Below are 26,948 nucleotides of genomic sequence, written 5' to 3' on the forward strand. Positions count from 1 at the left end.
TCAGACTGTAGACAAAGTCCACGACAAATGTCGTGGATTTTTCTCGTATTAAAGCACTGAAAAGTGCGATTTTTTAGCGACTTTTCGGTGCTTTTTTGGTATAATAGAAGTATAAAATACTAGGTGGTGATTTCATATGATGACTGAAAATGCTGATAAAAAGAGAGAACAAATTCATTTGTTATGTATGGATGAAATGGTTCCTAAGGATCATCTTCTTCGAATTATCGATAAAGCAATCGATTGGACTTTCATTTATGATTTAGTGAAAGACAAATATTCGCACGATACCGGTCGGCCCAGCATGGATCCTGTGACATTGATTAAAATACCTCTCATTCAGTATCTGTATGGAATCAAGAGCATGCGTCAGACAGTAAAAGAAATTGAAGTAAACGTTGCATATCGATGGTTTCTTGGTCTTGATATGACAGATAAAGTTCCACACTTTTCAACCTTTGGAAAGAATTATACAAGACGATTCAAAGATACCGACTTATTTGAGCAGATTTTTGCTCATATTTTAGAAGAATGCTACAAGTTTAAATTGGTTGACCCAACAGAGATTTTTGTAGATGCTACTCATGTAAAAGCCCGTGCAAACAGTAGAAAAATGCAAAAACGAATTGCTAAGGAAGAAGCTCTTTTTTATGAAGATATGTTAAAAACTGAAATTAATAAAGATCGACAAGAGCATCACAAAAAACCATTAAAAGATAAAGACGATAATAATCACCCTCCTTTGTCTGGCGGAGGAACTTCAAATGAAAAAACAATAAAATCTAGTACCACTGATCCGGAAAGTGGTTGGTTTCGTAAAGGTGAACATAAACATGTTTTTGCATACGCCGTTGAAACCGCTTGTGATAAAAATGGGTGGATTCTAGGTTATACAGTCAGCCCTGGAAACTTACATGACAGCAGAACATTTAAAGGATTATATGATAAAATTAAAAATATTGGAATAAAAACACTTGTTGCAGATGCCGGATATAAAACTCCAGCAATAGCAAAGCTTCTTATAGATGATGGAGTTACACCACTTTTTCCGTACAAGCGTCCAATGACCAAAGAGGGATTCTTTAAAAAATACGAATACGCTTATGACGAATACTATGATTGCTATATTTGCCCAAACAACCAAGTCTTGAAATATAGTACAACCAATCGTGATGGATATCGTGAATATAAAAGCTGTGGAAATGTATGCGAAAATTGTTCATATTTATCTCAATGTACAGAAAGCAAAAATCATGTGAAACTGATAACACGACATATATGGGAAAATTATATGGAGCAATGTGAAGATGTTCGTCATACTTTGGGAATGAAAAAATTATATGAGCAAAGAAAAGAAACCATTGAACGAATCTTTGGAACAGCAAAGGAGAATCATGGTTTTCGTTATACACAAATGTATGGTAAGGCTCGAATGGAAATGAAGGTCGGGCTTACCTTTGCCTGCATGAATCTAAAAAAACTAGCAATGATGCTTCAAAAAAGCGGTAGGAAAGGCTGCTTAATATCGACTTTTTTATCATTTTGGGCGAACGATTGCTGCAAACAGAGAAAAATGGTGCTAGGACAACAGTCCTAGCACCACTTTGTCTACAGTCTGAAATCCTCACCGTTTTGGTGGGGATTTTCTTTTGAGTTCCATGATAGGATTTTTTTACAGGTATCTGAAAACTTACGCAGAGTAATCAAAAAGTAATTTGAAATGTACTTGTAGAATTTATATAGTTATATTATGAAAGGGGGCATAGGTTTATGGGGGTGAAAATTAGTCTCGGAAGGTTTATTTCAACGAGACGCAAACAGAAGTTTATGACACAGGAAGAACTGGCCAATAAGATGCATGTATCAAAATCGGCAATTGCCAAATGGGAAACCGATGGTGGAGTTCCAGACCGGGATAATTTGTACCGGCTGGCGGAAATTATTGGTGTCTCCGTGGATTCCATGCATCAGATTATAGCCGGGAATGTTTGTGTGAATGAAGAACAATCAGTCAAGCCGAATATAACGCAGGATGTGATTCAATTGTTGGAATCCTATGGGTATCTAGTGGTTCGGCCGGAGGAAAATGAAGGGAACATTGTAGTGGAGATTAAGGAGGAAGAAAGATGACAGAGACAGTTCAAATGAATCAAACCGGACATAGGAGTAAAATATTTATAGGTGCATTTATAGCAATGCTGATAGGGTCAGCTATATTGTTATTAACATTATTTATGCCATTTGCATCTGCGACAGATGAGTATAAGGAGGCGTTAGAAAAATTTTCGGATTCGATGTATATAGAAGAATTGAATATGACGAATGAAGAAGCAATTAATATCTCGTTGTTTGAGTTTATAAGAATTTATTCATCTGAAACAGGGAAGGAAATATCAAATGATTTAAGTATTGTATATGTAGTTGTGATTGCAGCATTTGCTGTTTTTGCATTATTAACATTATTATTTTCAATATTAAGAAAATCAATACCGGTGATTGTTTTTAACATACTCACCTTTGCAGTATTAAGGCTCATAATATGGGATTTTGAAGATAGGGGTGTGATTTCAAACAGTAGATATGATTGGGGGATAGCACAGTACATCGGCTATATTGGTATTGCCATTGTTATGGTAGGTGCCGTGGCACTTTTAGTTGTAAAAATGAAAGATAAAAAGCAACAGAAAACATTAGCACAATAATATGGAGGACATTTCAATGAAAAAATTATTATCTTTTATACTTGTTTTTGGCATGACATTTTCCTTAACTGCATGTGGCAGTAAGACAGATTCTGGAAAGACAGCAGCTTCCGCACCTACACAGGGCAACAACACAGTAACAGAGAGTAGTACACAAGAACCGACAGAAGAACCTACGGAAGATACCAAAATAGAGATTCAGGCAGACTCTTTAGATGCACTGGAAGAAATGGTGAACAAAGATGTTGATAATACAGTAGAAGCTTTGACAAAATCGTATGAAAAGTTGAAAACTGAGATTAACACATATAACAAATACAAAGCGAATACCAAAAAAGTGAAAGCATTTTATGATGAAGTGCTTTTATCACAACAAAAGTTAACGACTAAATTAAGAGAATACGCTCTTGCATATGCGAAAATGATTCTCGCTTCAGGTGATGATATGTATGATAAAATGGATGATTTGTATGACGTTATTTACGATAAAGCCGGGGATAAGGTATATAAGAAAATCTATGATGGAATTTTAGAAGATATGTATGATGATTTCTATGATGGAATTCTGGATGACGCATATGATAATGCTAAATATTCGGAGTGGTCAGATTTGCGTTCAGATGAATATAAATGGTGGTCACATACCCGCTCTGATATTTATGATGACTGGTCCGATTTTCGCTCTGAAGTATATGATTTTTGGGATGATACAAAAAGCGACATATGGGATAGTGATATTGCAAAAGCAACAGAAAATTTAAATGATTTTGCAAAAGATATTGAAAAATATATTCCTTGAGTTTAGAATCTTTAAGAAGGGCACTTACCATCAGGTAGGTGCCCTTTGGCTGTGTTTATTACATAAAATAGTAATAAGTATTGAAAGAAAGGGGGATTAGTGGAAAAATTACATTACTAAATTTTGTGCAATGCACAAAAATAAGGAGCGAGAAGCATGGAAATTAAGAGAGACCTATATCTTGAATAGCTAAAAATAAGAAAAAATAATGGAATGATAAAGATTATTACTGGTATACGAAGATGTGGAAAATCATTCTTATTGTTTGTTTTGTAAAAGAAATATTTGTTGGAGAATGGCGTAGACAAGGATCATATTATTGAGATTGCATTAGATGGTATTGAATATGAGGAACTTAGGGATCCTAAAAAGTGTTTTCAATATATAAAAAATGAAATAAAAGATGAGCAGATGTACTATCTGCTTTTGGACGAGGTACAATTTATGCCTCGGTTTGAGGAGGTGCTGAACAGCCTGCTTCGTATTCACAACATTGACATGTATGTAACGGGAAGTAATTCAAAATTTTTATCAAGTGATATTGTAACCGAATTTAGAGGAAGGGGAGATGAAATTAGAATCTATCCTTTATCTTTTGCGGAGTTTTATGCGGCTTTTGGGGGAGATTATGATGACGCATGGAATGAGTATATGATATAAAAGGAAGAAAGTATGTGGGGGCGAATTTAAAATATTATTTTTCTGATGTTGGGCTCAGAAATGCCAGATTGAATTTTAGACAACAGGAACCGACGCATATTATGGAAAACATTGTGTATAATGAGCTGCTTGTTCGTGGATACAATGTGGATGTTGGCATTGTGGATGTAATGGCAAAAAATGTGGATAGTAAGAGAGTTCGTAAACAGTTAGAAGTTGATTTTGTGGTAAACCAAGGAAGTCAGAGATATTACATCCAAGTGGCTTACGATATGGATACTGAGGAAAAGCAAACGCAGGAACTCAATTCATTAAGGAATATTCCTGATTCATTTAAGAAAATAATTATAATAAATGGAATAAAGAAGCCTTGGAGAAATGATGAAGGATTTGTAATTATGGGAATGAAATATTTTCTTCTTAATGCAGACAGTCTGGAATTTTAAGTCGAAAGTAAGTTATGCAAGGTGGAGCTACCGCCCCACCTTGCCATTTTTTTTGAAATGAACATTAAAAGGTTTACAATAGCGATTCATTTTCGCAAGAATTCTTTTTTTTGCTTTTCCTTTTGCCGGAGTTGGCTGATAGTTATTAATGCTGTTGGTTGAAGAAACCTTGCATGGAATGATTTTTACATCATTGGATTTCTGTAATTTGTTCTTTTTGAAAGTAAAGGTCTGCTGGTAAATCATGGTGTCTTTGTCCGGTGGATTTGTGTTGCCGCCAAAGCAGAAATTTGCAAGGCTGTAAACGATATAGGCACCTTTGTATTTTTCGATTCCCTGCAGGACATGCGGGTGGTGGCCGAGGACAAGATTGGCACCTTGTTTTACGGCATAGTGGGCAATACTTTTCTGAACGGCATCCAGAGAACTTGTCTTTTCAATACCGGCGTGCATGCTGACAATAATAAGGTCCGCTTTTTTCTTTTTCAGTTTTTGAATACCGCTTTTTATGTAGTGTTTGCTGGAGGATACACCTTCGAGGCCGTTGACCGCAATCATACCAATTTTTTTACCGTTCGTTTTGTAAATCGAAACTTTACTATAGGAAGCAAAAGGCATCTTGTTTTTCTTGAAAACAGAGATTGTGTCATGGTAACTTCCATTTCCAAAGTCACGGCAGTGGTTGTTGGCAAAAGAGATAGCATCTACATTTCCCTTTTGTAAAATTTTCAGATAAGAAGGATTTCCCTTAAACGCAAATGTTTTGTCGGCACGTGTACTTCTTGTTGTTAGAGTGCCTTCAAAATTGACAAGTGTTAAATCGTCTTTTTTGAAAATGTTCTTAACATTTTTAAAGAAATAAGAAGGTGTTTTTTGTTTGTATTTTGCATAAAAATTAACGCTTGCCGGAGATTTATAATCGGAACCAAGTGTACAGTCACCGGCTGCGCTTATCGTGATTTTAGTTACTGACTTTTTCTTTTTTTGTTTCTTTTTTGGGGCAGCAGTTGGCTGATTTGTAGCTGCCGGTGTCTGCGTGGCAGAAGGTGTTGTGGTGGCAGAAGGTGTTGTGGTGGCTGACGGCATTTGTGTTGCCGTGTTTTGCGCATAAGCAGAAACCGGTGATAATATAGTTGTGAATAAAAGGGCGGCAAAAACCGTCATAACTGTTATGTTCTTGTTCATTTGGAATCCCCCTGTGTTAAAGTTATGATATAATTATAGTTCCAATTTTTTTTAGCATACAACAAAAGGGAATAAACTGTCAATTATTTATAAGGGTGTTTTCCAATTTGAAAAATAAAAAAGGTTTCGACGTTTTGCGTGCGTCAATCGTATCTATAGTGAAAGGAGGAGAGAAAAGAATGAATACTTTGGATGGTACCGGCCAAAAAAATAATTTTACACAGACTTATGAAGCCTATGTGAATGACATATATCGTTTATGCTTTTCTTTTATGAAAAATCATATGGATGCGGAGGATATTGTGCATGAGACATTTTTGAAATATTATCATCTTGACCGCACCTTTGATTCGGAACAGCATAAAAAAGCGTGGTTGATCGTTACGGCGTCAAATGCGTGCAAGGATATGTTGAAGCATTGGTGGAATCGTAGAAATCGGTTGGAGGATTTTACGGAAATAGCGGAGGATTCACATTCCGAAATAGATGGGATGATGAGTTTGATTTTGGAACTGCCGTATCAGTATAAAATGGTAGTTTACCTATATTATTATGAAGGGTATAACAGCAGGGAAATTGCGGACTTGCTACATAAGTCAGAATCAACAATCCGGACGCGCCTGCAAAAAGCAAAAAAATTATTAAGAAAGGAATTGGAAAAAGATGGATATTAGACAATCATACGAAAAAATAAATATTTCGGAACAAGCTAAGAATCAAATTAAAAATGATATTCTTGCTGGGGAAAAAACGGTCAGGAAAGAAAATGGCAGTGGTGCATATAAAAAATATGGGAAAATTGCGGTGGCTGCCGCATTGGCGTTGGTTCTTATTGTGCCTTCGGGGGTAATGGCAGCCGGAAAGTTGTACCGATATTTTACGACATCCATTCAGAAGGACAAATATTCGGTTACTGCTGAAATGAATCAGACCAAAGGGAAGAAAATGAAGTATATAAAAGTTTCAGCGGACTTTGGCGAAAGTTATCACAAGACAGAAAGAAATAAAGAATTTCAATGTTATGAGAATCGTGAGGGAGGTCAAAGGGGTAAAGATTTTTGGTATTCTTTGCAGTATTTAGAAGGAAAACAGAAGGAGATACTTTCAACTTATGATGTGAAGGAAAATGAAACGATGAAAATTAACGGCCGCTGTGCGGTTTACTGCCGTTATAATCCGGTTGTGGGAAGTAAGTATCTGAAGAGCAAAAAGACTGATTATGGACAGACACTTTATATTTTTGTGGAGGATTATGGTTATCTGATTGAGATGGCAGCACAAACAGGACTTTCAAAAAAAGATTTTGTTCATTTGGCAGAAAAAATTCAGATAACTAAAGCAGAATCAAAAGCTGAGGCGGCTGATTATATTCTTTACAGTAAGAGAAGCGGGGGTGCATGGAATGTGCAGCAAAACCTGACGGCGGATGAAAAAATTGATGCAAAGCATTACTCAACAAATGGAACGGCTCAGGTTAAAAATGCAATTTATGAAGTAAAAGATGTTAAGGTTTTGGATTCGGCAAACCAGCTGAAAACGGACGCATTTATTAAAAAACGGGCTTCATTTTTAAAGCATGTGAATAACGATGGAAAATTAAAGACGTATGAAAGAGAGCAGATTAGATATGGAAATGGAATCACGGCACCGGAGAGAAGTGTAATAGAAACAAAGACGGTTCAGCCAAAACTGGTTTATGTTACACTTGCGATTAAGAATTCGGCATCCGTTTTAAAAAGCGGCAAGTTTCCGGTTCCTTCTTTGCAGCTTGTGACGAAAAAAGGCAAGCAGATTTTTCAGAAAACATATGATGACTATGGCAGACCAAATTATATTTCAAAATCTTTTACGGATGGTATGCCATGTTATTTGGAAGAAAAATTAACCGGGAAAAGCGAGTGGTTTGTAGAAGGTTCTAAGGGAACCATTCAATTGCACTTTGCGTATCTTGTGGATGAAGATGAACTGGATGGTATGGCACTGAATTTGAATGATTGGTCAAAAGACTGTGAGTATTTGGACATCTCGCAGAGGTAAAAAACATAATTCGTATAAATCAATACTTGACAAATAAACGGATGGAGCAAAGTGATACAGAGCAGGCACAAGACCATGATATGCCGGAGGGCGAGGAAGTGGATATGCCGGAAAAATATGATGAGATATCGTTAAAGGACTTTGCAGGGTATAGTAAGTCGATGTTTTTGTACTGGACGGAAGATGATTTTGCATCTTCTTTTCGTAAGATGCTTACATTAGAGCAGTTTCGAAGTGAGGAGATGCAGCAGTTATATCAGCAGTATCTAGTGAGTGGACCATCGGAATATGTAAAAGATTTATTTGAACATATGGGGATTTCACCTGCAAAGGAATTAGCGGCACAATTTTATGCTGTCATGTTTTTCTTTTACAGTTTGTATGATGGGGCAAAGGACAAGGATGAAGTAAAGAAACAGTTTGAAACAACATTGGATGAATTTACGAAAAAATTATTAGTTGGAGAGAGGATGACGCATTTGTTCCGGAACTTGATTTTGTTATGGAGAAAGACGGGCAGCTGATTGGTCAGAATGTGTTTGTAAAGGCTGTAATCGAAGCAGATGATGGAAGAGAAATTCCGATTATGACGATGGGGCCAATCTGTATTACACCAGAGTTGAAACGGAGAGGATACGGAAAAATATTATTAGATGCGTCCATTGAAAAAGCAAAAGAACTTGGCTGTGGGGCACTTTGTTTTGAGGGAGATATTGATTTCTATGGGAAAAGCGGATTTCGACCTGCCAGTGAATTTGGTATTCGGTATCACGGGCTGGGAGAAGATGAGGATGCATCGTTCTTTTTGTGTAAAGAATTAATACCGAGCTATTTGTCGGATGTTACCGGAGAATATGCAACACCGTCGGGATATTTTGTAGACGAAGAGAAAGCCGAAGAGTTTGATAAGACATTTCCAAAGAAGGAAAAGAAAAAACTTCCGGGACAAATTTTTTAGAGATGTATCCTTTTTACTTGACAAGTTACCAGTCGGTAACTATAATAAAGGTGACCGATTGGTAACTAGTAAGTGAAAGGAAGAATTTTATGGAGGAAAAGAGCACGAAGGAACGGATTTTAGAAGAGGCATTACGGTTGTTTGCAAAAAATGGATATCTGGGGACTTCGATGAATGATATTGCCAGACAGTTAGGAGTTACGAAGGCAGCGTTATATAAACACTACACGAGTAAGCAGGAAATCCTTGACAGCATTGTGAACCGGATGGATTCGCTGGATTATGAGCGCGGGAAAAAGTATGAAATGCCACAAGGAGACAGCGAAACAGTCATAAGAGGATATCGGGAGGCGGACATAGACAAGATTAAGCAGATTACGAAGGTACAGTTTTTGCATTGGACAGAGGAAGAATTTTCAAATTGTTTTCGCAAGATGCTGATGCTTGAGCAGTACCGGGATGAAACGATGGCAGCATTGTTTCAGAAGTATCTTGTTTCCGGGCCGGTATCTTACATGGAAATAATTTTTAAGGGATTAACCGGAAAAGAAGCCGACGCAAGGCAGTTAGCACTGGATTTTTATGGTCCGATTTTTCTCATGTACAGTTTGTACGATGCAGCAGATGAGAAAGAGGAAATTATAACAATGCTCGAGCTGCATGTAGAACGTTTTGCTAAAATACTGAAAGGAGGAAGAAGAAAATGAAACTTTATTTTGGAAATACAACGCCAACGATAACTACGCTGATGATTCTATGTCTGCTTGGATTTATCGGTTATACGATTTTTCAGAGAGCAAATATTCTTTACTGGGGAAGACGGACTTTATTTGTACTCGTATTTGGCTTGGTTATCTGCTGTTTTGCGGCAGCCAGAGACGGGCTGGATAAGACAATTCAACACACAATCGATGGAAGCTGTGCACCGGGAATTTTTCCACTTCTAAGTATTCCTAATTTAATCGGGTGCATTGGTGCTGCTATCATTATTATTGCTGCCATTGCTACACCGATTGCTAAATCGCAGGCGGCACGTGAAGTTTGGTTTTATTTTATGTCGGGTGGTGCTCTTTTGAAGATTGTTGTTATGGAGGTATCAAGGATTCGGTTGTGATGTTTTTTTCTAGTTTTCCGTAATTGACCAAGAAAAGATTTGCATCTCGTGGCGCTTTCGCTCAGACAAATCCGCAGAAGTATCGGCATGTAAAAGACACATGCCTGATACTTGCGCATTTGTATCCACGAGATGCAAATCTTTTCTTGGTCAATTACTGGAATCTAGAAAAGATCACAACCGAATCCTTTACATAAGCGATAGATAGTTAGTTAGGAAGTGGAGTGGACAATGTGCATACGTTTGGAAACAAATCAGCGGAAAAGTATGCCTTGATTCCCCAATTACGTTTCAAGTAACTGGTTCAAATGCTCGGCTGCCAATTTGTTTGGTTTCCGGTAATCCGGCAGAAAGACTTGGTGATGAGTGGGTACAAACACGCGGGTATCAGGCATGTGTCGTTTACATGCCGATACCCTTACGCGTTTGTTTAGCGGGAGCGCCCACGAATTACAAAGCCTTTCTGCTGGATTACCGGAAACCAACTAAATTGCCCCCACACTATCATTGACAACAAATACATAAAATGTTTATAATCTATATGGATATATGAAAAAAAAGATGGGGTGGAGAAGAAAGATAATACTAAAGGGAAGGTTAAGGGATATTTTATGTATGAAAAGGAAAAGCAGAGGGAGAACCATCTGATTGTGTTGTTAGTGTACACATTTTTCTCACTTATTTTGACGGGAGAATCACTTTTGCTTGGCTGGGAAGTGGGAGCAATTGTGCTTTTGCTGACGGCATTGATTGGAAGCTGGGTAATTTATATTACCGATATGGTTTCAGGAGGAATGCGGCTGTGGCTGTATTTTGCGCTGACGATGATATCTTGTTTTTTTTATGGAATTCATCAGACAAGTGTGTTTGATTTGGCACCACTTATGATTTTGATTATGATTCTATTTTCAGTAACGGAAAAATCAAGTATTATCAGACTTTGTGTGATTACATATTATTTGACAATGTGTTATGATTTTATCTTTGTTCTGAAACATGCCATTGAACTTACAACACTTACAGTGACTAGGACGCTTTTGCATCTTGGTCTTGTTTTGGTGTCTGGATGTCTTGTGAATCTTGTATTGAAAAGGAGGAAATCAGAGCGTGTATATTCGGATAAAAAAATTGAAAAATTAGAAGAAACAAATCGCCGTGTCGAAGATTTTCTTGCCAATGTTTCTCATGAATTGCGTACACCGATTAATGCGGTTACAGGTATTTCTACCGTCATGCTGCAAAAAGAAGAAGAGCAAGAAAAAAGAGAGCAGTTATCCTCGGTACAAATGGCTGGAAAACGATTATTTGGTCAAATTGAAGATATTTTAGATTACACAGAAATTGATACGAACAAAATCCGGCTGAGCGAAGAAAATTATACACCGTCTCTGGTTGTAAGTGATTTGGTTTCGGAGCATTGGGAAAAAGAAGAAAAACAGCCCGAACTGCTTTTTGACTATGATACAAAAATTCCACCGGTTCTTTTGGGCGATGAGCGGAAAATAAGAAAGATATTAAAACATCTAGTGGATAATGCGATGAAATTTACGCAAGAGGGCGGTGTTTATGTCAGAATTTTTTCATTAAAAAAATCTTATGGAATCAATTTGTGTATTGAAGTAAGTGATACAGGTGTCGGCATTGCAAAAGATGAACTGGAAAGAATTACGGAGCGGTTCTACCAAACAAGTACAGGAAGAAACCGAAAGGTGGGGGGACTTGGGTTAGGTTTGTCTATTGTGTACGGAATGGTTCGTGTGATGAATGGGTTTATGCGGATTGAAAGTGAAGAGGGCAGGGGAACTACGGTTACGGTTAGTATTCCACAGCAGGTGGCAGAAGAAAATCCGGAAAAGCCTTTAATTAATAATAAAAACTTGTGTGTTGCATGTTTCTTGATGACGGAAAAATATAAAGTGCCTCAAGTAAGAGAGTATTATAATAAAATGATTGCGCATATGGTAAAACAGTTTGACATCCTATTGCACCGTGTTACGAACCGGGACGAATTGGAACAGTTATTAGAAGTGACACCGGTGACGCATTTGTTTGTGGGTGAGGAGGAGTATCGCGTAAATAAGAATTATTTGGAAATGATAGATTCAAAAGTGCGGATTGTTGTTGTGGCAGGAAAAAATATTATTCTGCCGCAGGAAAAGCGGATAGAAATAATTCGGAAGCCCCTTTGTACACAGTCTGTATTAAATATTTTAAAGGAAAAGGAAAGTGATTTGTCAAAAAGAAAGAAACGAAAAATGATATGCCCGGGAATTAAGGTGTTGGTTGTGGATGATGAGCCGATGAATCTGACCGTTGCAAAGGGGATTTTTGAAAATTATCAGATGATAGTAAAAACTGTAATCAGCGGAAAAGAGGCAATTGCGGCTTGTGAAAAGGAAAGATTTGATATTATTTTCCTTGATCATATGATGCCGGAAATGGATGGTATCGAAACGTTAAAACAACTTCGTAAAATGCAAAAAGAGAGTGGTCAGGAATATATTATTGTTGCATTTACGGCAAATGCAGTCAGTGGGGCAAAGAAAATGTTTATGGAGGAAGGTTTTGATGAGTTTGTTTCAAAACCGATTGAGACAATGACACTGGAACGAGTTCTTTGCAAGGTGCTTCCGAAATCGTCGATTACCTATGTCAGTGAGGAAAAAGAGGCTGTAAAAGCGGACGAGAGGAAAACGAATTTTGACAGGAATGCCGGGCTGCAATACTGCCGTGGAGATGAAATGTTTTACAGAGAATTGTTAGCGCAGTTTCACAGTGAGTCGGTGAAAAAGAGACAAATGATAGAAGCGGATTATGAGCAGAAAAATATGGAAGATTATCGGATTCGTGTGCACGCCTTAAAGAGTACGGCGAAGATGATAGGAGCAGAGAATTTGTCTGATCTGGCAAAAGATTTGGAAATGGCAGCGAAAGAAAAAGACTGGGATTTCATTGAGAAGAATCACAAAGAAGTTCTAGACCAGTATGCAGCGGCGGTTGTGGAAATCGGCAGCCTGCTTGGTACTGTGTTGGAAGAAGAGGAGTTTTCTGTAACGCAAATAAATAGCGAAAAATTATTGGAAGAATTAATGCTTTTGATGGAAAAATTGCGTGCTTACGAAATAGATGAGGCAGAAAAAATTATTCAAAAACTGCAGCATATAAAGTGCGCAAACTTGTTGGGGAAAGAATTGATTGAGGATATCAAACAAGATGTAACGGATTTTGAATTTGACCGGGCACTTAATAAAACAGAGAAGCTATACAAACGTGTGGAAAGAGGTGAATGCGAATGAATCCAAAACGATTGATACAAGTGTTTAACAATCATGAATTAGGGCTTCAGGAACGATTGTTCCGTCTTCTGGTCACGATTGGCTTAATGGGACTGGCAATGGGAATTCTTGTTGGTCTTGTGTTAGGAGAAAGTATGGCAAACACCCTTTCACTTCTTGTGGTATTTGCGCTTGCGGTTGCGATAACGTATTTTTCCATCCATTTTCATAAAATTCAAATAGGAGCAGTGCTGATTTCCGTTTTGCTGATTTATTTTGCGCTTCCTTTTAACTTTTTGACAAGTGGAGGGATTTATGGAGGCGGCCCGATTTGGCTGATGTTTGGCGTTGTTTTTGCCTGTCTGGTAGTTGAGAAGAAGGCAAAGTACATATTGATTGCCAGCAGTTTCTGCCTGTATGGTGTTTGTTATCTGATTGCTTATTTAAATCCTCAGATTATGGGGTCCCATACAATTCATGCTGCTTATGCGGATTCCTTTTTTACATTGGCAGCAGTGACGGTTCTTGTGTGCAGCATGATTTTATTTCAAAATGCGATGTACCGGAAAGAAAATAAGATTGCGAAGGAGCAAAAAAAAGAAATTGAAGAATTAAACCGGATGCAGAATCATTTTTTCTCAAGTATGAGCCATGAAATCAGGACACCGATAAATACTATTATTGGACTGAATGAGATGATTTTGCGAGAAGAAATTTCGGATGAAGCAGCCGGCGATGCCAAGAGTATTCAGGGGGCAAGCAAGATGCTTTTGACGCTGATTAATGATATATTGGATATGTCAAAAATTGAATCGGGCAAAATGCAGATTGTTCCAGCCGTTTACGAAACAGGAGATATGTTATCCGATGTTGTGAATATGCTCTGGATACGGGCAAAGGAAAAAGGGCTTGAATTTCATATCAATGTGGACCCTTTGCTGCCATCCCAGCTGTTTGGTGATGAAGTGAGGATCAAACAGATTCTTATTAATGTATTAAATAATGCGGTTAAATATACAAAAGAGGGGGCTGTTACTTTATCCATTCAGTGCAAAGAGCAGGAGAACGGAAATGCATTAATTTCTTATTCGGTGACGGATACCGGAATGGGAATTAAAAAAGAAAGTATTCCGTATTTATTTCAAGCATTCAAACGCATTGACGAGAGTGAAAACCGCTATATAGAAGGAACCGGACTGGGACTTTCGATTGTGAAGCAGTTAGTTGAACTTATGGGTGGTGATATTTCCGTAAACAGCGTATATACAAAAGGCTCCACATTTATCATTACAATTCCACAAAAAGTGGTAAGCAATGAAGAGATCGGTGAACTGGATTTGGAGACAAGACATGGTACAAATCAAAGAGAATCGTACAAGCAAAGTTTTGTGGCGGAAAAGGCACGCGTCTTAATTGTAGATGATAATGAAATGAACCGGATGGTGGCAAAAAAATTGCTTCGTGACACAAAAGTTATGGTGGATACGGCAGAAAGCGGAGAAAAGTGTTTAAAGAAAAGTCTTCAGACAAGATATGATGTTATTTTTATGGATCACTTGATGCCGGAAATGGATGGTATTGAATGTCTGCATGCGATTCGGATCCAGACGGGTGGCTTTAATCAAAATACGCCGGTTGTGGCACTGACAGCAAATGCCGGAAGTGAAAATAAAGCACTTTATTTTCGTGAAGGATTTGACGGGTATTTGTTAAAGCCGGTCAGTGGTGCGCAATTAGAGGAAGAACTTCTAAGACTTCTTCCTAAAAATCTTATCAGGCAATTCAATGCAGAAGGAACCGTGGGAATGATAGAGGCACCGATTTTAGAGCACAGGAAAAAAGTGCCGGTTATGATATCGACGGACACGACATCGGATTTGCCCGATCATCTCATAGATAAAAATTTAGCTGCCGTAATGCCTTATCGCGTGAAAACAGAAGGTGGTGAGTTTTTAGATGGTGTCGAAACGGAGACAGACGGAATCCTTGCTTATATGAAAGAACGCGATGAAATAGTGCAGTCAGTGGCACCAAAAGTAAGTGATTACGAAGAGTTTTTTGCCGAACAGCTTACGAAAGCGCAGTCTGTTGTCCATATTTCCATGGCAGAAAGTGTTAGTCCCGGATTTGCGAATGCACTGGAAGCGTCAAAGGCGTTTGATAATGTTATGGTTATAGATTCCGGACAATTGTCAAGCGGTATGGGACTTATGGTTTTGTATGCCCTATCTTGTGCTACCGGCGGAATGGGAGCCGGGGATATTGCGCAGAAACTTAAGGCTTATAAAAAACAGATTCAGACAAGTTTTATTGTAAGCGAGACGGGATATCTGATGCAGGCAGGAAAAATTTCGGAAAAGGTTCATAAACTATGTCAGGCATTTATGCTCCATCCTGTAGTTGTTCTAAAAAATGGCAGGATGAAAATAAAGAAAATTTATGTTGGCAGAAAAAAAACGGCATGGAAGAAATACATTACTTCCACGTTTAATAAAGAGCTTCATATGGATAAAAAGATGCTGTTTATTACCTATGCAGGACTAACGAATGATGAGTTAAAGGAAATTACAAAAGAAGTAAGAGAAAAAGATGCAATCGAGAACATTATTTATCAAAAGGCATCTCCGGCGGTTGCCATTAACTGCGGACCGGGTACCTTTGGACTGTTATTTGCAAAGATGGATGATGAATAAAACGTATGAGGTGATAGCAAGATGAAAACAATATTAGTTGTAGATGATGATAAACTAAATCTTTCGGCAGCGCGGAAAGTGTTAAGTGGCGAATATAAGGTAATCCCTGTTGTGAGGGGAACACAGGTATTGTCTTATTTGGAAAATGAGGAATGTGACATGATTCTTTTGGATATCAGTATGCCGGAAATGGATGGCTTTGAACTGCTTAGAAAAATTCGGACGATGGAGAACGGTAAGGACATTCCCGTGATTTTTCTTACGGCTGATAATGATACCGAGACGGAGACCCGCTGTTTTAAAGAGGGGGCCATTGATTTTATTGTAAAACCTTTTGTGCCGGCTGTTATGCAGTCAAGGATTGGAAGAGCACTTGAACTAGAAGAACTTCGGCGTGGTCTTGCAGATAAATTAGAGAAGAAAACTCGTGAAGTATCGGATATTAAAAGTAAATCTTATCAGGATGCCCTGACCGGGCTTTGGAATCGTGCCTATACAGAAAATGCTGTGAATGCAATGATTTCACAGGGGAAAAAAGGTGCTCTTTTTATGCTTGATATGGATAATTTTAAAGCAGTTAATGACAATTACGGTCACATTGCCGGGGATGAAACACTTAAAATATTTGCCGGCACTTTAAAGAAATTTGCAGGAGAAGGGGATGTTCTTTGTCGGATTGGCGGTGACGAGTTTATGATTTTTGTAAAGGATGTTACAGAAAAAAGTGAACTGGGCAGCCGTGCAGCAGAGATTATTTCCGGTTTTCAAAAGAAATTTGCCGAATTTGATTTTGAAACCGAGTGTTCCGTTTCGATTGGCATTGCGCAGACACCGGAAGACGGAATGGAATTTAATAAACTTTACAACTCAGCAGATAAAGCGTTATACTATGTGAAGCAGAACGGAAAAAACGCATATCATTTTTTCAGTGATAAGTTACAGAAGGAAAAAAGCCGTGCCGGAAAAATTGTTGATCTGAAGTATATTAACAGTTTAATGAGCCGTGCAGATGATGGACAGGGCGCGTATTTTCTTGATATAGACAGTTTTCATCATGTTTATAATTTTATCTGCCGTTTTGTAAAGAGAAACGAAAAGGATGTTCAAACCGTGTTATTTACGGTGAATGAGGAAAATCAGGAAATTGATGTGACAGAGATGGAACTGATTTTGGAGACCTTGGAGAAAGCAATTTATACGTCCTTGCGCAGGTCGGATGTATCGACGAGATATTCCAGTAAACAGATTGTGGTAATTCTTATGGATACGGACGAAGTAAATGGAAGTATGGTTGCGGATCGTATTTTGGATTGTTTTTATAAAATGTATTCGCATCAGGAGGTGCAGATCGATTATGACATCGCGTGCATCAGTCGATAGAACTTATATTGCAATTGATTTAAAATCGTTTTATGCTTCTGTGGAATGTAAAGAACGAAATCGCGACCCACTTACTACAAATCTTGTGGTGGCAGATCAAACAAGGACAGAAAAAACAATTTGTCTTGCTGTTTCACCTGCTCTTAAAAGTTATGGAATACCGGGGCGGCCACGGCTTTTTGAGGTCGTTCAAAAGGTGAAAGAAGCAAATTATAAACGCCGGTATCAGGCACCGAATCGAACATTTCTAGGTGCCTCGGATGACAGTGTGGAACTAAAAAAAAATAAAACTCTTGCCATTGATTATATTGTGGCACCACCCAGAATGGCATATTATATGGAGTACAGCACAAAAATTTACGATATTTATTTGAAGTACATTGCACCGGAGGATATGCATATTTACTCAGTGGATGAGGTGTTTGTGGATGTGACCGATTACCTTTCTACCTATGAAATGACGGCAAGAGAACTTGCCATGACAATGATACAGGATGTTCTCAAAACAACTGGGATTACAGCGACAGCAGGAATTGGTACCAACATGTATCTTTGTAAAATTGCGATGGATGTGGTGGCAAAACATATGGATCCGGATAAAAACGGGGTGCGGATTGCAGCGTTAAATGAGATGTCGTATCGGAAGCTCCTCTGGAATCACAGGCCGCTTACCGATTTTTGGCGTGTAGGTCCCGGCTATGCAAAAAAATTAGAAGCGAATGGGCTTTATACGATGGGCGATATTGCCAGATGTTCCATTGGAAAACCGGATGAGCTATACAATGAAGAACTTTTGTACCAGTTGTTTGGTGTGAATGCGGAACTTTTGATTGACCATGCATGGGGGTATGAGCCGTGCACAATTCAGGATGTTAAGGCGTATAAGCCGGAGACGAACAGTGTGAGTTCCGGTCAGGTTTTGCAGTGTCCCTATGATTTTGATAAAGCGAAACTGGTGGTAAAGGAAATGACGGATTTGATGGTGCTTGATTTGGTCGACAAAAGACTTGTTACAGATCAGATTGTACTCACGATAGGGTATGATATTGTAAACTTGACAGACCCATCAAGAAATCGAAGCTACAAAGGAGTTGTAACAACGGACCGTTATGGAAGAAAGGTGCCAAAACATGCACACGGGACAACTAATTTAAAAAGGCAGACATCATCCACTGCTATAATTATGGATGCAGTAATGGAATTATATGACCGGATTGTAGATAAAAAGTTATTGGTTCGCCGGATTACCATTACAGCGAATAAGTTAGTGAGTGAGGATTTGGTGCAGGAGAAAGAAAGCTATGAGCAGCTACAGCTTTTTACGGATTATGAAGAAGTAAAACGGGGGCGCGAGAAAGAAGAGGCTGCTCTTGAAAAAGAAAAACGAATCCAGCATGCGATGCTTGATATTAAGAAAAAGTTTGGAAAAAATGCAATTTTAAAAGGAATGAATCTGGAGGAAGGTGCAACTGCCAAAGATAGAAATTCACAGATTGGCGGACACAAGGCATAATCGGATCAGAAAAAGGAGGTCAGGAAATGCTGAATAATGAAATTAGTCATAAATACGATGACATTCTTTCTATGCCGCATCCCAATTCCAAAAATCATCCCCGCATGGCAAGAAGAGACCGGGCGGCGCAGTTTTCCTCATTTGCAGCACTGACCGGACATGAGGAGGCAATTTCCGAGACGGCTCGTTTGACGGATGAAAAAGCAGCACTTGGTGAAGATGTGATGGAGCGGCTTGATTGGATTTTTATGCAGATAAAAGCCAAAATGAGTGAAAATCCTGAGGTGACGATCACATATTTTCTGCCGGATGAGAAGAAGGCAGGCGGGAGATATGAAAGTTATGCCGGTGTGGTAAAGAAAATGGATGAATATAAACGCGAATTGGTTTTTAACGACCATACGGTCATACCAATGCACCAAATTGTAAATATTGAGGCCGACTGGCTGGAAAGGAGTTCAAATGAAGACATTACTTGTGATTGACATGCAGAATGATTTTATTAATGGAGCGCTGGGAACAAAAGAGGCGGAGGCAATTGTGCCATTTGTAAAGGATAAAATTAAAGAATACCGGGAGGCAGGGAATCCGGTTTTTTTCACCCGTGATACGCATGGAGAGGATTATCTGGATACGCAGGAGGGAAAAAATCTGCCGGTGAAGCATTGTATCGAAGGAACTTTTGGGTGGCAGATTTCAGATGAGATTGGTTTTAGTGAGGACGATATGGTGTTTGATAAAAATACATTTGGATATGATTGGTCGCAGGCGGTTTTGGCACAACCGGAATTGTTTTTTGGTGATGAAATCGAATTGATTGGGTTATGTACGGATATCTGTGTAATTTCAAATGCAATGGGATTAAAAACTGTATTTCCGGAAACTGTTATTTCCGTGGACGCAGCGTGCTGCGCGGGAGTGACAAAAGAGTCCCACGAAAACGCGCTGGCGTCCATGAAAATGTGTCAGATTCAGATAAAAAATTCACACTAAGTGATTATGAAAGAATCTGTTTTAAGTCTTCCTCCGGGGTTGATACTTTGGAAATGTGATACTCATCAATCAGATATTGCAGCACATTTTTTGAGAGGAAGGCTGGCAGTGTTGGTCCCAGATAAATATTTTTGATACCAAGGTGTAACAGGGTCAGCAGAATGCAGACAGCTTTTTGCTCGTACCAGGACAGAACCATCGACAAAGGAAGTTCATTGACATCACAATCGAATGCCTTTGCCAGTGCGATAGCAACCTGAATGGCAGAGTAGGCATCGTTGCATTGTCCCATGTCCATGATGCGGGGAAGTCCGCCAATTTCACCAAGGTCTAAGTCATTGAAACGGTATTTTCCACAGGCAAGTGTCAAAATAACGGTGTCTTTTGGTGTCTGTTTTACAAATTCGGTATAATAATTTCTTCCCGGTCTTGCACCGTCACATCCGCCGACTAAGAAAAAGTGTCGGATGTCGCCGTTTTTTACAGCATCAATCACCTGGTCTGCAACACCAAGGACGGTTCCGTGTCCGAATCCGGTCATGACATAGTGGCCGCCATTAATTCCGGTATTTTCTTTGTCTTTTGAATAGCCGCCAAGTGCCAGTGCTTTTTCGATAACCGGTGTAAAATCTTTGTCTTCACCAATGTGTGTGACATTTGGGTAAGAAACGACTTCGGTTGTGAAAACGCGGTCAGCGTAACCAGGTTTCACAGGCATTAAGCAGTTGGTTGTAAATAAAAAGGCTGCCGGAACATTGTCAAATTCTTTTTGCTGGTTCTGCCATGCTGTTCCAAAATTTCCTTTCAAATGAGGATATTTTTTTAATTCCGGATAAGCGTGGGCAGGGAGCATTTCTCCGTGGGTATAGATGTTAATTCCTTTTCCTTCCGTTTGTTTAAGAAGCAATTCCAAATCTTTCAAATCGTGACCGCTTACAACGATAAAAGGTCCTTTTTCAACAGTCAGAGAAACCTTTGTCGGAACCGGAGTGCCATACGAGGTTGTGTTCGCACGGTCTAACAGTGCCATACATGCGAGGTTTACCTCACCCGTTTCCATAACAACTGGGAGAAGATGCTCCATATCAAAATCATAGCTAATTACACAAAGTGCTTTATAAAAGAACTGATTGACGGTTTCATCTGTATAGCCAAGCATTTTTGCGTGGTATGCATAGGCTGACATGCCACGGATGCCAAAAAGGATAAGGGATTTTAATGAGCGGATATCTTCATCTGCTTCCCAAATTCGTTTCATGTCATAATTGTCGGTGTTTCCACATGGATTTTTGCATACGCTGCAATCCGGTACAATGATGTGTTTTTCTTCATTTACCCGCTGAATCATTTCGCGCAGCGTATCATCGTTAAAGTTTACATTTGTAATGGTTGTAAAAAGACCTTCTATAATAATCTGATCCGTATTTTCCGTTTTTTTATTGTTTTCGCAGGCACGTGCCAAGCCAATCAGTGCTCCGGTTAATTCATCCTGAAGATTGGCAGTTTCGGCAGTTTTACCACATACGCCTGCACAACCGGTGCATCCGGCACATCCTGCGGTCTGTTCACATTGAAAACAAAACATTGAATTTGTCATGCGTTTTCGCTCCTTTGATTTGTTATTGTGAGCTTATTATAAAAAAATTTAATTAAGAAATATGTTGTTATAACCACGTTTTTTTGACGCTTAACAGGAAATATTTGGTTGTATGCATTTGTTAAAACTATAAAATAAACACGTTTTTCTACAAAAGAGTAGTCGAAAGACTCTGTCTTTCCTTGCTATTGCCATTGCAAATCTTTATTTTTTAAGAAAATTAAATATTTTGATTGCACTGGCAGCTATCTTTACGATGCTCTGTAAACGTACGGCAGGAATGCTTTCAAATTTCAGCACAAACACATCGGAAATTGATGGCATGAATGAAAGCACACAAGATGGTAGCACGTATCCGTACCTTGGCAAAGCAATTGCAGGATGGGCTTGCCATGTAAGTAAGGTAAGAGGAAAAGAAACTGCCGGTTCTAAGAACAAGAATTCTAAGAATCGGCAGTTTTTTGAGGGTATTAGAAAATATCGTATTTATATTTCATCACGCGGTAGGCGTAACGTTTGGACTGGTAAGTGAAGGTACGAATCATTTTTCCATTTTTGTCATACTCGCCGTAGGTGTGGTTCATGCCGCTGCTGAATGTGATGTTTTCATCAAAATGCTGGACACTGCTGACAACACTGGAATAAGGAACAGCAAATTTTTTTACAAGCCGGTAGGTCTTTTTCTTCTCATCCACCAGATATTTGTAGTAATAAGAAGCCTTTCCTTTTTTGTAGGAGCCGACGCCTTTATAACTTTTCCAACTGAATTTTGGAAGTGTTTTTGCACTGCCGAAATTGTTGTTGTACAGGTAGAGGTAATACTGCCCATTTGGGAGGGTATCATCTTTTTCTACAGTAATCGTATGCTGACCGGCATGTCCGACAAATTTGACACCGGTCCGCTTGAGAAGATACTTTGCAAGCGATGTCTTTTTGTAGAGGGAGCCGGAGTGGATGATGTACTTGATTTTCGGCTTTTTGTAAATATTGCTGACCTTTACCAAAGAACTTTCTTCCCGGCTGCTCACAATTAGTTCTCCATCATTAATTAAATCTAAGGAATTTAAATGGAGCCAGTCAAGTTCAGTTCCTCCGTAGGTGTTTTTACCACCCTTTCGCTGAACATGTTTTTTTCTGGAAGCCGACATAAGTTTTGCAAAATCAACTAATTTTTTTGTTTTTTTAGTTTTAATATCAACAGAAATAACAACGTCTTCAATTGTTTTTTTCTTCTTATCATTTACAAGACACAGTAATTTTTTATGAGCCGCATCATACATAAAATCGTGGTGGAGTTCGTAACCTTTGAGAGAGATTTGTCTCACGATATGCCCTAAGCGGTTCATGACGGCAAGTTTGTCAATATCATAAGAGAAAATCCAGTTGCCGTCTACGGTGAGAATTCGGTCGGTGCGGTAGCCATTCAGTGGTGTCAAGCCGCGGCTTGCACCGTTGTTATCGTAATAGTAAATGTTGGTGGCATCTGATTTATCGTGTCCAAACATGGCATAGAAGCCGAGCGAGACGGCAGTTTTGCTTTTTCCGTTTTTCACTTTTTTGATTTTCGGAATCGCTTTTTCCTTTTTTGGTGTCGTTGAAAAGCGAACAGTCTTTTTCCGCTCATTTGCTGCATTATAGAAATTAATTTCTACTGTATTTTTTCTGCCGGCAGCGAGTCCCGGAATCAGATATTCGTGAGTTAGGCGCACATTTGCTTCCGATCCGCCTGCTAAAGTGCCAGAAACCGTTTCCGCACCTTTGGCTGTAATGGTGTACTTGGCGTAAAGTGGTTCTGTAGAAACCGCATAAAAGTAAATAGAGGTACTCAGTGTGCCATATGGATTTTTTACTAACAGAGGGGCATCCAAAGTTCTTTTCCCCTTTTTCCATTTGGTCAGATAAGAAGTTGCTTCTCTTTGGTATTTGGTTGTATAAACGTTTTTCGTACTGTGTTTGATAGTAAGTATTTTTGCCTGAGATTTTGTGGCACAAACGAGGGTGCCGCAAAACAGAAGGAAAAACATACTTACCAGTAGTTTCTTTTGTTTCATTGGATGGTCTCCTTTTCATAGTATACATCAGTAAAATCATATTTTATTACGCGGTAAGCGTATCGTTTTGCGGCATAAGTATATGTACAAATCATGTTTCCTTGTTTATCGTATTCGCCATAAGTGTGATCCATGCCGCTGCTGAATGTGATGTTATTTCCAATATAATTCACTCCGCTGACCACACTGGAATACGGAACAGAGAACTGCTGAACCAATTCGTATGTTTTTTGGTTTTCATCGACTAAATATTTGCAAAAATAGGAGGCAGTTCCTTTGCGGTAAGTGCCGACGCCCGGATAGAGGCTCCAGTCAAATTGAGGGAGTGTTTTGGCACTGCCAAAGTTATTATTGTACATAAACAAATAATATTGTCCGTTTGGCAGTGAAGCATCGTGTTCTACTGTAATCGTGTGCTGACCGGCATGTCCGACAAAGTTCCCTTTTTGTTTTAATAGCAGTTTTTCATATTTGGTTCCTTTATAAAGAGAGCCGCTGTGGATTAAGTAGTCAATGGAAGGATTCTCGTAAATATTATTGATTTTAATAATTACGCTTTCTTCCCGGCTGCTGAATACGGCATCTTTATCATTAATCATATCCAGAGAATTCAAATGAAGCCAGTCAAGCTCGGTTCCGCCATATGTATTTTTTCCGCCTTTGCGTTGTACGGAGCGCTTTCTCATGGACTTCATCATTTTCTCAAAATCGACCAGTTTTTTTATTTTTCCGGTTTCAATATTGACAGAAATCAAAACATCTTCAATTGTGTCTTTGTCGGTATCGTTGACAAGACATAAAAGCTCATTTCGTTTTTCATCGTACATAAAGTCATGATGAAGTTCGTATTTGCCAAGAGAAAGTGTCTTTTCGACTTTTCCCAGTCGGTTGACAAATGCAATGTCTGTGAGGCTGTAGGAGTAGACAAGTTTACCATCAATCGTTAAAATACGGTCGGTGCGGTAGTCATTCAATGGTGTTTTTCCCCGGCAGATACCGTTATTGTCATAATAATAAATATTTTTTGCCTTAGATTTATCATGTCCCAAAACAGCAAAAAGTCCATCGGTCAAAGAAGATTTGCTATTCCCCTTTTCCACTTTGGTAATGGCAGGAATCTGTTTATCCTTTTTGAGTGTGACAGTATATTGATAGGTATGAATCAAATTGTTTCCTGCGTCATAAAAAGCAAGGGAAAAATGATTTTCAAGTCCCGGTGCCAGTCCGGTAATTAAGTATTCATGTGTTTTTGTTACGCCAGAATCGGAATCATTTTTCAAGCGGTGTTTTATCACGCTGCCATTGTTACAGGTCACTTCACAGACGACATAACTATCCTGTTCCGATACGCCGTAATAATAAAAGGAACCGGTATTTGTCCCATATGGATTCCAGACAACAAGTGGATCTTCGATTGTGTAGGAATTATTGTTTCTCATATTTTGAAGCTGGTTGTCTGCTTCTGTCTGGTAAGCATCCTCATAAATATTTTTGCTTTGGTGTTTGATATCCTGAATCGGAAAATCTTCACTGACTAAACCGGTATGTTTTTTTTGCTCGATTTGTTTTTGTCTTATATAATGCCGATAGCAGAATAGGCAGACAAAACCGATTAAAAGAATACCAATGATGCTTATCCAAAGTGCTTTTCTTTTCATGCGTGTACTCCTTTTTATGTAATGATAGATTTAGTGTAAAAAATAATTATGTCAAAACAATTTCAGGTAGGTGTTAGGGGGGACTTTATTAGTTTCCGTAATTCTGCCGAATTACTGGAATCAAAATAGAGTACCAGCGAACACTTGACACAAATCAATTGCGTCATATTGTATAAAACAACGGAGAACAACATTAAGGAGTAAAAATTTTGTATTGAATGTTTACTTTTCTTTATTAGAATTCCAGAAATTTAAGTAGAAAAACTTTGTGACTCGCGGGTTTTGAGTACGTTGGTATGTGGCACTGGTAGTTTCAGTGTCCATACCGCTACGCACTCAACGAGCGGGAGCGCCTGCGAGACGCAAAGTTTTTCTACTTAAATTACGGAAACTAAAAATACCAGCAACCACTTGATACAAACTTTTTCATTAAATATCTTGCATGTCACCCATTTTTTGTCTACAATTAGTTCTATTACAAAAAAGATAGAAAGAAGGAAATATAACAATATGAAACAGGACAAAACTTTTCTTGGAACGGAGCCGGTGGGAAAACTGCTTTTTAAACTGGCAGTGCCAACGGTTATTGCACAGCTTGTGAATATGCTCTATAACATTGTTGACCGCATTTATATTGGACATATGCCGGGAGACGGAAGCCTTGCACTGACCGGGGTTGGTGTGTGCATGCCATTGATTATGATTGTGTCAGCGTTTGCAGCGTTAATCAGTTCCGGTGGTGCACCGCGTGCTTCGATTGCGATGGGAAAGGGAGAGCATGAGTCGGCAGAGAAGATTCTTGGCGGCTGCGTTACGGTGCAGGTAGTGATTTCTCTTATTTTGACGGTAGTTATTCTGGTTTGGAATAAAGATTTGCTTCTTGCTTTTGGAGCAAGTGAAAATACAATTTCGTATGCAAATTCATATATGAGTTTGTATGCATTTGGCACACTTTTTGTACAGCTGACCTTGGGAATGAATGCATTTATTACGGCACAGGGATTTGCAAAGACCGGTATGTTTACGGTAATGATAGGTGCAGTGGCTAATATTATATTGGATCCTGTTTTTATTTATGGGTTTCATATGGGAGTAAGAGGAGCTGCACTTGCTACTATTTTATCGCAGGGAATTTCCTGTGTGTGGGTAATTCATTTTCTATGTGGTGAGAAAACGATTCTCCGCCTCAAAAGAAAAAATCTTCGAGTGGATTTTGGTTTGGTGCTTCCGTGCCTGGCATTGGGACTTTCTGCGTTTATCATGCAGGCAAGTGAGAGTGTCATTTCGGTCTGTTTTAATTCGTCGTTACTTGCTTACGGAGGGGATTTGGCGGTCGGCGCGATGACAATTTTAACAAGTGTGATGCAGTTTGCGATGCTTCCGCTGCAAGGGCTTGGCCAAGGGGCACAGCCAATTACCAGTTATAATTACGGAGCGAAAAATCGTGAGCGTGTGAAAAAAAGTTTTTGTTTGCTGTTAACAATTAGTTTGGTATACTCTGTTGTTTTGTGGGCATTTATTTTAATCATTCCGCGTCTTTTTGTGGGCATGTTTACAAGCGATGCCACTTTGCTTGATTTTACTTCCCAGGCATTACGTGTATACTGTGGGGCACTGTTTATTTTCGGTATCCAGATTGCCTGCCAGATGACATTTGTCTCAATTGGAAGTGCTGTTTGTTCAATTATTGTAGCGGTGTTGAGAAAATTTGTTTTGTTAATTCCACTCATTTATATTCTGCCGCAGTTACTTGTGGACCAGACCTTTGCGGTGTATCTGGCAGAACCGGTTGCGGACGTGTTTGCCGTTACCTTTACGGCTATTTTGTTTACGATTCAATTTAAGAAAATACTTGCAAAGTTAAATTAAAGGATTTTACAAAAGGAA

At 38.9% G+C, this 26,948-nt stretch carries 21 protein-coding genes and 1 pseudogene; 18 read left to right on the forward strand and 4 right to left on the reverse strand.

Annotation, left to right across the window (positions count from 1 at the left end; all coding sequences use genetic code 11):
- Window positions 1-136 precede the first annotated feature (136 nt).
- From DW019_RS00005 to DW019_RS00025, 5 genes and pseudogenes are all read left to right on the forward strand, one after another.
- Window positions 137-1,597: an IS1182 family transposase gene (locus DW019_RS00005; protein WP_243024079.1), complete on the forward strand. Its 1,461-nt coding sequence runs from the start codon at window positions 137-139 to the stop codon at window positions 1,595-1,597.
- Window positions 1,598-1,770: 173 nt separating this feature from the next.
- A complete protein-coding gene (locus tag DW019_RS00010; RefSeq protein ID WP_118442104.1) occupies window positions 1,771-2,130 on the forward strand; it encodes a helix-turn-helix transcriptional regulator in 360 nt (119 codons plus the stop codon).
- Window positions 2,127-2,702, forward strand: a complete 576-nt coding sequence (locus tag DW019_RS00015) for a hypothetical protein (protein WP_118442105.1) — start codon at window positions 2,127-2,129, stop codon at window positions 2,700-2,702. Before DW019_RS00010 ends, DW019_RS00015 begins: the two co-directional genes overlap by 4 nt.
- A gap of 16 nt (window positions 2,703-2,718) precedes the next feature.
- Complete coding sequence (locus DW019_RS00020; protein WP_118442106.1) at window positions 2,719-3,501, forward strand: hypothetical protein; 783 nt, start codon at window positions 2,719-2,721, stop codon at window positions 3,499-3,501.
- A 213-nt stretch (window positions 3,502-3,714) separates the two neighbouring features.
- A pseudogene (locus DW019_RS00025) lies at window positions 3,715-4,607 on the forward strand (ATP-binding protein).
- Between the two features lie 27 nt (window positions 4,608-4,634).
- Here the strand turns inward: DW019_RS00025 and DW019_RS00030 are convergent.
- The gene (locus DW019_RS00030; protein ID WP_022378199.1) at window positions 4,635-5,792 is read right to left on the reverse strand and encodes a CapA family protein; all 1,158 of its coding nucleotides are present in this window, start codon (window positions 5,790-5,792) and stop codon (window positions 4,635-4,637) included.
- Between the two features lie 179 nt (window positions 5,793-5,971).
- Between DW019_RS00030 and DW019_RS00035 the strand changes: the two genes are divergently transcribed.
- The 12 genes from DW019_RS00035 to DW019_RS00090 all read left to right on the forward strand — a co-directional run bounded on the left by DW019_RS00035 (window position 5,972) and on the right by DW019_RS00090 (window position 19,755).
- On the forward strand, window positions 5,972-6,466 hold the full coding sequence (locus tag DW019_RS00035) for an RNA polymerase sigma factor (protein ID WP_118442107.1): 495 nt from the start codon (window positions 5,972-5,974) through the stop codon (window positions 6,464-6,466).
- Complete coding sequence (locus DW019_RS00040; protein ID WP_118442108.1) at window positions 6,456-7,829, forward strand: hypothetical protein; 1,374 nt, start codon at window positions 6,456-6,458, stop codon at window positions 7,827-7,829. Before DW019_RS00035 ends, DW019_RS00040 begins: the two co-directional genes overlap by 11 nt.
- Before the next feature lie 41 nt (window positions 7,830-7,870).
- The gene (locus DW019_RS00045) at window positions 7,871-8,353 is read left to right on the forward strand and encodes a TetR/AcrR family transcriptional regulator (protein WP_147352997.1); all 483 of its coding nucleotides are present in this window, start codon (window positions 7,871-7,873) and stop codon (window positions 8,351-8,353) included.
- Complete coding sequence (locus DW019_RS00050) at window positions 8,332-8,787, forward strand: GNAT family N-acetyltransferase (protein WP_118442110.1); 456 nt, start codon at window positions 8,332-8,334, stop codon at window positions 8,785-8,787. The genes DW019_RS00045 and DW019_RS00050 overlap by 22 nt, the downstream gene beginning before the upstream one ends.
- Window positions 8,788-8,876: 89 nt before the next feature.
- The gene (locus DW019_RS00055) at window positions 8,877-9,494 is read left to right on the forward strand and encodes a TetR/AcrR family transcriptional regulator (protein ID WP_117478412.1); all 618 of its coding nucleotides are present in this window, start codon (window positions 8,877-8,879) and stop codon (window positions 9,492-9,494) included.
- Entirely contained in the window at window positions 9,491-9,901 is a 411-nt protein-coding gene (locus DW019_RS00060) for a hypothetical protein (protein ID WP_118442111.1), read from the forward strand. The genes DW019_RS00055 and DW019_RS00060 overlap by 4 nt, the downstream gene beginning before the upstream one ends.
- A 611-nt stretch (window positions 9,902-10,512) precedes the next feature.
- Window positions 10,513-13,197, forward strand: coding sequence for a hybrid sensor histidine kinase/response regulator (locus DW019_RS00065; RefSeq protein WP_118442112.1), 2,685 nt, complete (start codon window positions 10,513-10,515; stop codon window positions 13,195-13,197).
- Entirely contained in the window at window positions 13,194-15,869 is a 2,676-nt protein-coding gene (locus DW019_RS00070; RefSeq protein WP_118442113.1) for a DegV family protein, read from the forward strand. The genes DW019_RS00065 and DW019_RS00070 overlap by 4 nt, the downstream gene beginning before the upstream one ends.
- A gap of 21 nt (window positions 15,870-15,890) precedes the next feature.
- On the forward strand, window positions 15,891-17,249 hold the full coding sequence (locus tag DW019_RS00075; protein ID WP_118442114.1) for a diguanylate cyclase: 1,359 nt from the start codon (window positions 15,891-15,893) through the stop codon (window positions 17,247-17,249).
- Window positions 17,224-18,762 carry an impB/mucB/samB family protein gene (locus tag DW019_RS00080; RefSeq protein ID WP_022378191.1) on the forward strand — a complete coding sequence of 513 codons (1,539 nt, stop codon included), beginning with the start codon at window positions 17,224-17,226 and terminating at the stop codon, window positions 18,760-18,762. The genes DW019_RS00075 and DW019_RS00080 overlap by 26 nt, the downstream gene beginning before the upstream one ends.
- A gap of 26 nt (window positions 18,763-18,788) precedes the next feature.
- Window positions 18,789-19,247 carry a hypothetical protein gene (locus DW019_RS00085; protein ID WP_117478407.1) on the forward strand — a complete coding sequence of 153 codons (459 nt, stop codon included), beginning with the start codon at window positions 18,789-18,791 and terminating at the stop codon, window positions 19,245-19,247.
- Window positions 19,225-19,755: an isochorismatase family cysteine hydrolase gene (locus tag DW019_RS00090; protein ID WP_022378189.1), complete on the forward strand. Its 531-nt coding sequence runs from the start codon at window positions 19,225-19,227 to the stop codon at window positions 19,753-19,755. The genes DW019_RS00085 and DW019_RS00090 overlap by 23 nt, the downstream gene beginning before the upstream one ends.
- Before the next feature lie 4 nt (window positions 19,756-19,759).
- Here DW019_RS00090 and hcp read toward each other — a convergent pair whose 3' ends face one another.
- The 3 genes from hcp to DW019_RS00105 form a co-directional block, all read right to left on the reverse strand.
- A complete protein-coding gene (hcp, locus tag DW019_RS00095) occupies window positions 19,760-21,352 on the reverse strand; it encodes a hydroxylamine reductase (RefSeq protein ID WP_181974949.1) in 1,593 nt (530 codons plus the stop codon).
- A gap of 470 nt (window positions 21,353-21,822) precedes the next feature.
- Window positions 21,823-23,403 carry an aryl-sulfate sulfotransferase gene (locus DW019_RS00100; protein WP_117478406.1) on the reverse strand — a complete coding sequence of 527 codons (1,581 nt, stop codon included), beginning with the start codon at window positions 23,401-23,403 and terminating at the stop codon, window positions 21,823-21,825.
- On the reverse strand, window positions 23,400-25,061 hold the full coding sequence (locus tag DW019_RS00105) for an aryl-sulfate sulfotransferase (RefSeq protein ID WP_118442115.1): 1,662 nt from the start codon (window positions 25,059-25,061) through the stop codon (window positions 23,400-23,402). The genes DW019_RS00100 and DW019_RS00105 overlap by 4 nt, the downstream gene beginning before the upstream one ends.
- A 510-nt stretch (window positions 25,062-25,571) precedes the next feature.
- On the opposite strand from DW019_RS00105, the gene DW019_RS00110 reads away from it, so the two are divergent.
- Window positions 25,572-26,930: an MATE family efflux transporter gene (locus DW019_RS00110; RefSeq protein ID WP_118442116.1), complete on the forward strand. Its 1,359-nt coding sequence runs from the start codon at window positions 25,572-25,574 to the stop codon at window positions 26,928-26,930.
- The last annotated feature ends 18 nt before the right edge of the window (window positions 26,931-26,948 follow it).

The organism is Clostridium sp. AF37-5, from assembly GCF_003477605.1.
In the GTDB taxonomy this organism is placed as follows: Bacteria; Bacillota; Clostridia; order Lachnospirales; family Lachnospiraceae; genus Eubacterium_F.

Coding starts and splice junctions, on each gene's coding strand:
- DW019_RS00005 (WP_243024079.1), top strand. CDS start 137: ATGATGACTGAAAATGCTGATAAAAAGAGAGAACAAATTCATTTGTTA.
- DW019_RS00010 (WP_118442104.1), top strand. CDS start 1,771: ATGGGGGTGAAAATTAGTCTCGGAAGGTTTATTTCAACGAGACGCAAA.
- DW019_RS00015 (WP_118442105.1), top strand. CDS start 2,127: ATGACAGAGACAGTTCAAATGAATCAAACCGGACATAGGAGTAAAATA.
- DW019_RS00020 (WP_118442106.1), top strand. CDS start 2,719: ATGAAAAAATTATTATCTTTTATACTTGTTTTTGGCATGACATTTTCC.
- DW019_RS00030 (WP_022378199.1), bottom strand. CDS start 5,792: ATGAACAAGAACATAACAGTTATGACGGTTTTTGCCGCCCTTTTATTC.
- DW019_RS00035 (WP_118442107.1), top strand. CDS start 5,972: ATGAATACTTTGGATGGTACCGGCCAAAAAAATAATTTTACACAGACT.
- DW019_RS00040 (WP_118442108.1), top strand. CDS start 6,456: ATGGATATTAGACAATCATACGAAAAAATAAATATTTCGGAACAAGCT.
- DW019_RS00045 (WP_147352997.1), top strand. CDS start 7,871: ATGGAGCAAAGTGATACAGAGCAGGCACAAGACCATGATATGCCGGAG.
- DW019_RS00050 (WP_118442110.1), top strand. CDS start 8,332: ATGGAGAAAGACGGGCAGCTGATTGGTCAGAATGTGTTTGTAAAGGCT.
- DW019_RS00055 (WP_117478412.1), top strand. CDS start 8,877: ATGGAGGAAAAGAGCACGAAGGAACGGATTTTAGAAGAGGCATTACGG.
- DW019_RS00060 (WP_118442111.1), top strand. CDS start 9,491: ATGAAACTTTATTTTGGAAATACAACGCCAACGATAACTACGCTGATG.
- DW019_RS00065 (WP_118442112.1), top strand. CDS start 10,513: ATGTATGAAAAGGAAAAGCAGAGGGAGAACCATCTGATTGTGTTGTTA.
- DW019_RS00070 (WP_118442113.1), top strand. CDS start 13,194: ATGAATCCAAAACGATTGATACAAGTGTTTAACAATCATGAATTAGGG.
- DW019_RS00075 (WP_118442114.1), top strand. CDS start 15,891: ATGAAAACAATATTAGTTGTAGATGATGATAAACTAAATCTTTCGGCA.
- DW019_RS00080 (WP_022378191.1), top strand. CDS start 17,224: ATGACATCGCGTGCATCAGTCGATAGAACTTATATTGCAATTGATTTA.
- DW019_RS00085 (WP_117478407.1), top strand. CDS start 18,789: ATGCTGAATAATGAAATTAGTCATAAATACGATGACATTCTTTCTATG.
- DW019_RS00090 (WP_022378189.1), top strand. CDS start 19,225: ATGAAGACATTACTTGTGATTGACATGCAGAATGATTTTATTAATGGA.
- hcp (WP_181974949.1), bottom strand. CDS start 21,352: ATGACAAATTCAATGTTTTGTTTTCAATGTGAACAGACCGCAGGATGT.
- DW019_RS00100 (WP_117478406.1), bottom strand. CDS start 23,403: ATGAAACAAAAGAAACTACTGGTAAGTATGTTTTTCCTTCTGTTTTGC.
- DW019_RS00105 (WP_118442115.1), bottom strand. CDS start 25,061: ATGAAAAGAAAAGCACTTTGGATAAGCATCATTGGTATTCTTTTAATC.
- DW019_RS00110 (WP_118442116.1), top strand. CDS start 25,572: ATGAAACAGGACAAAACTTTTCTTGGAACGGAGCCGGTGGGAAAACTG.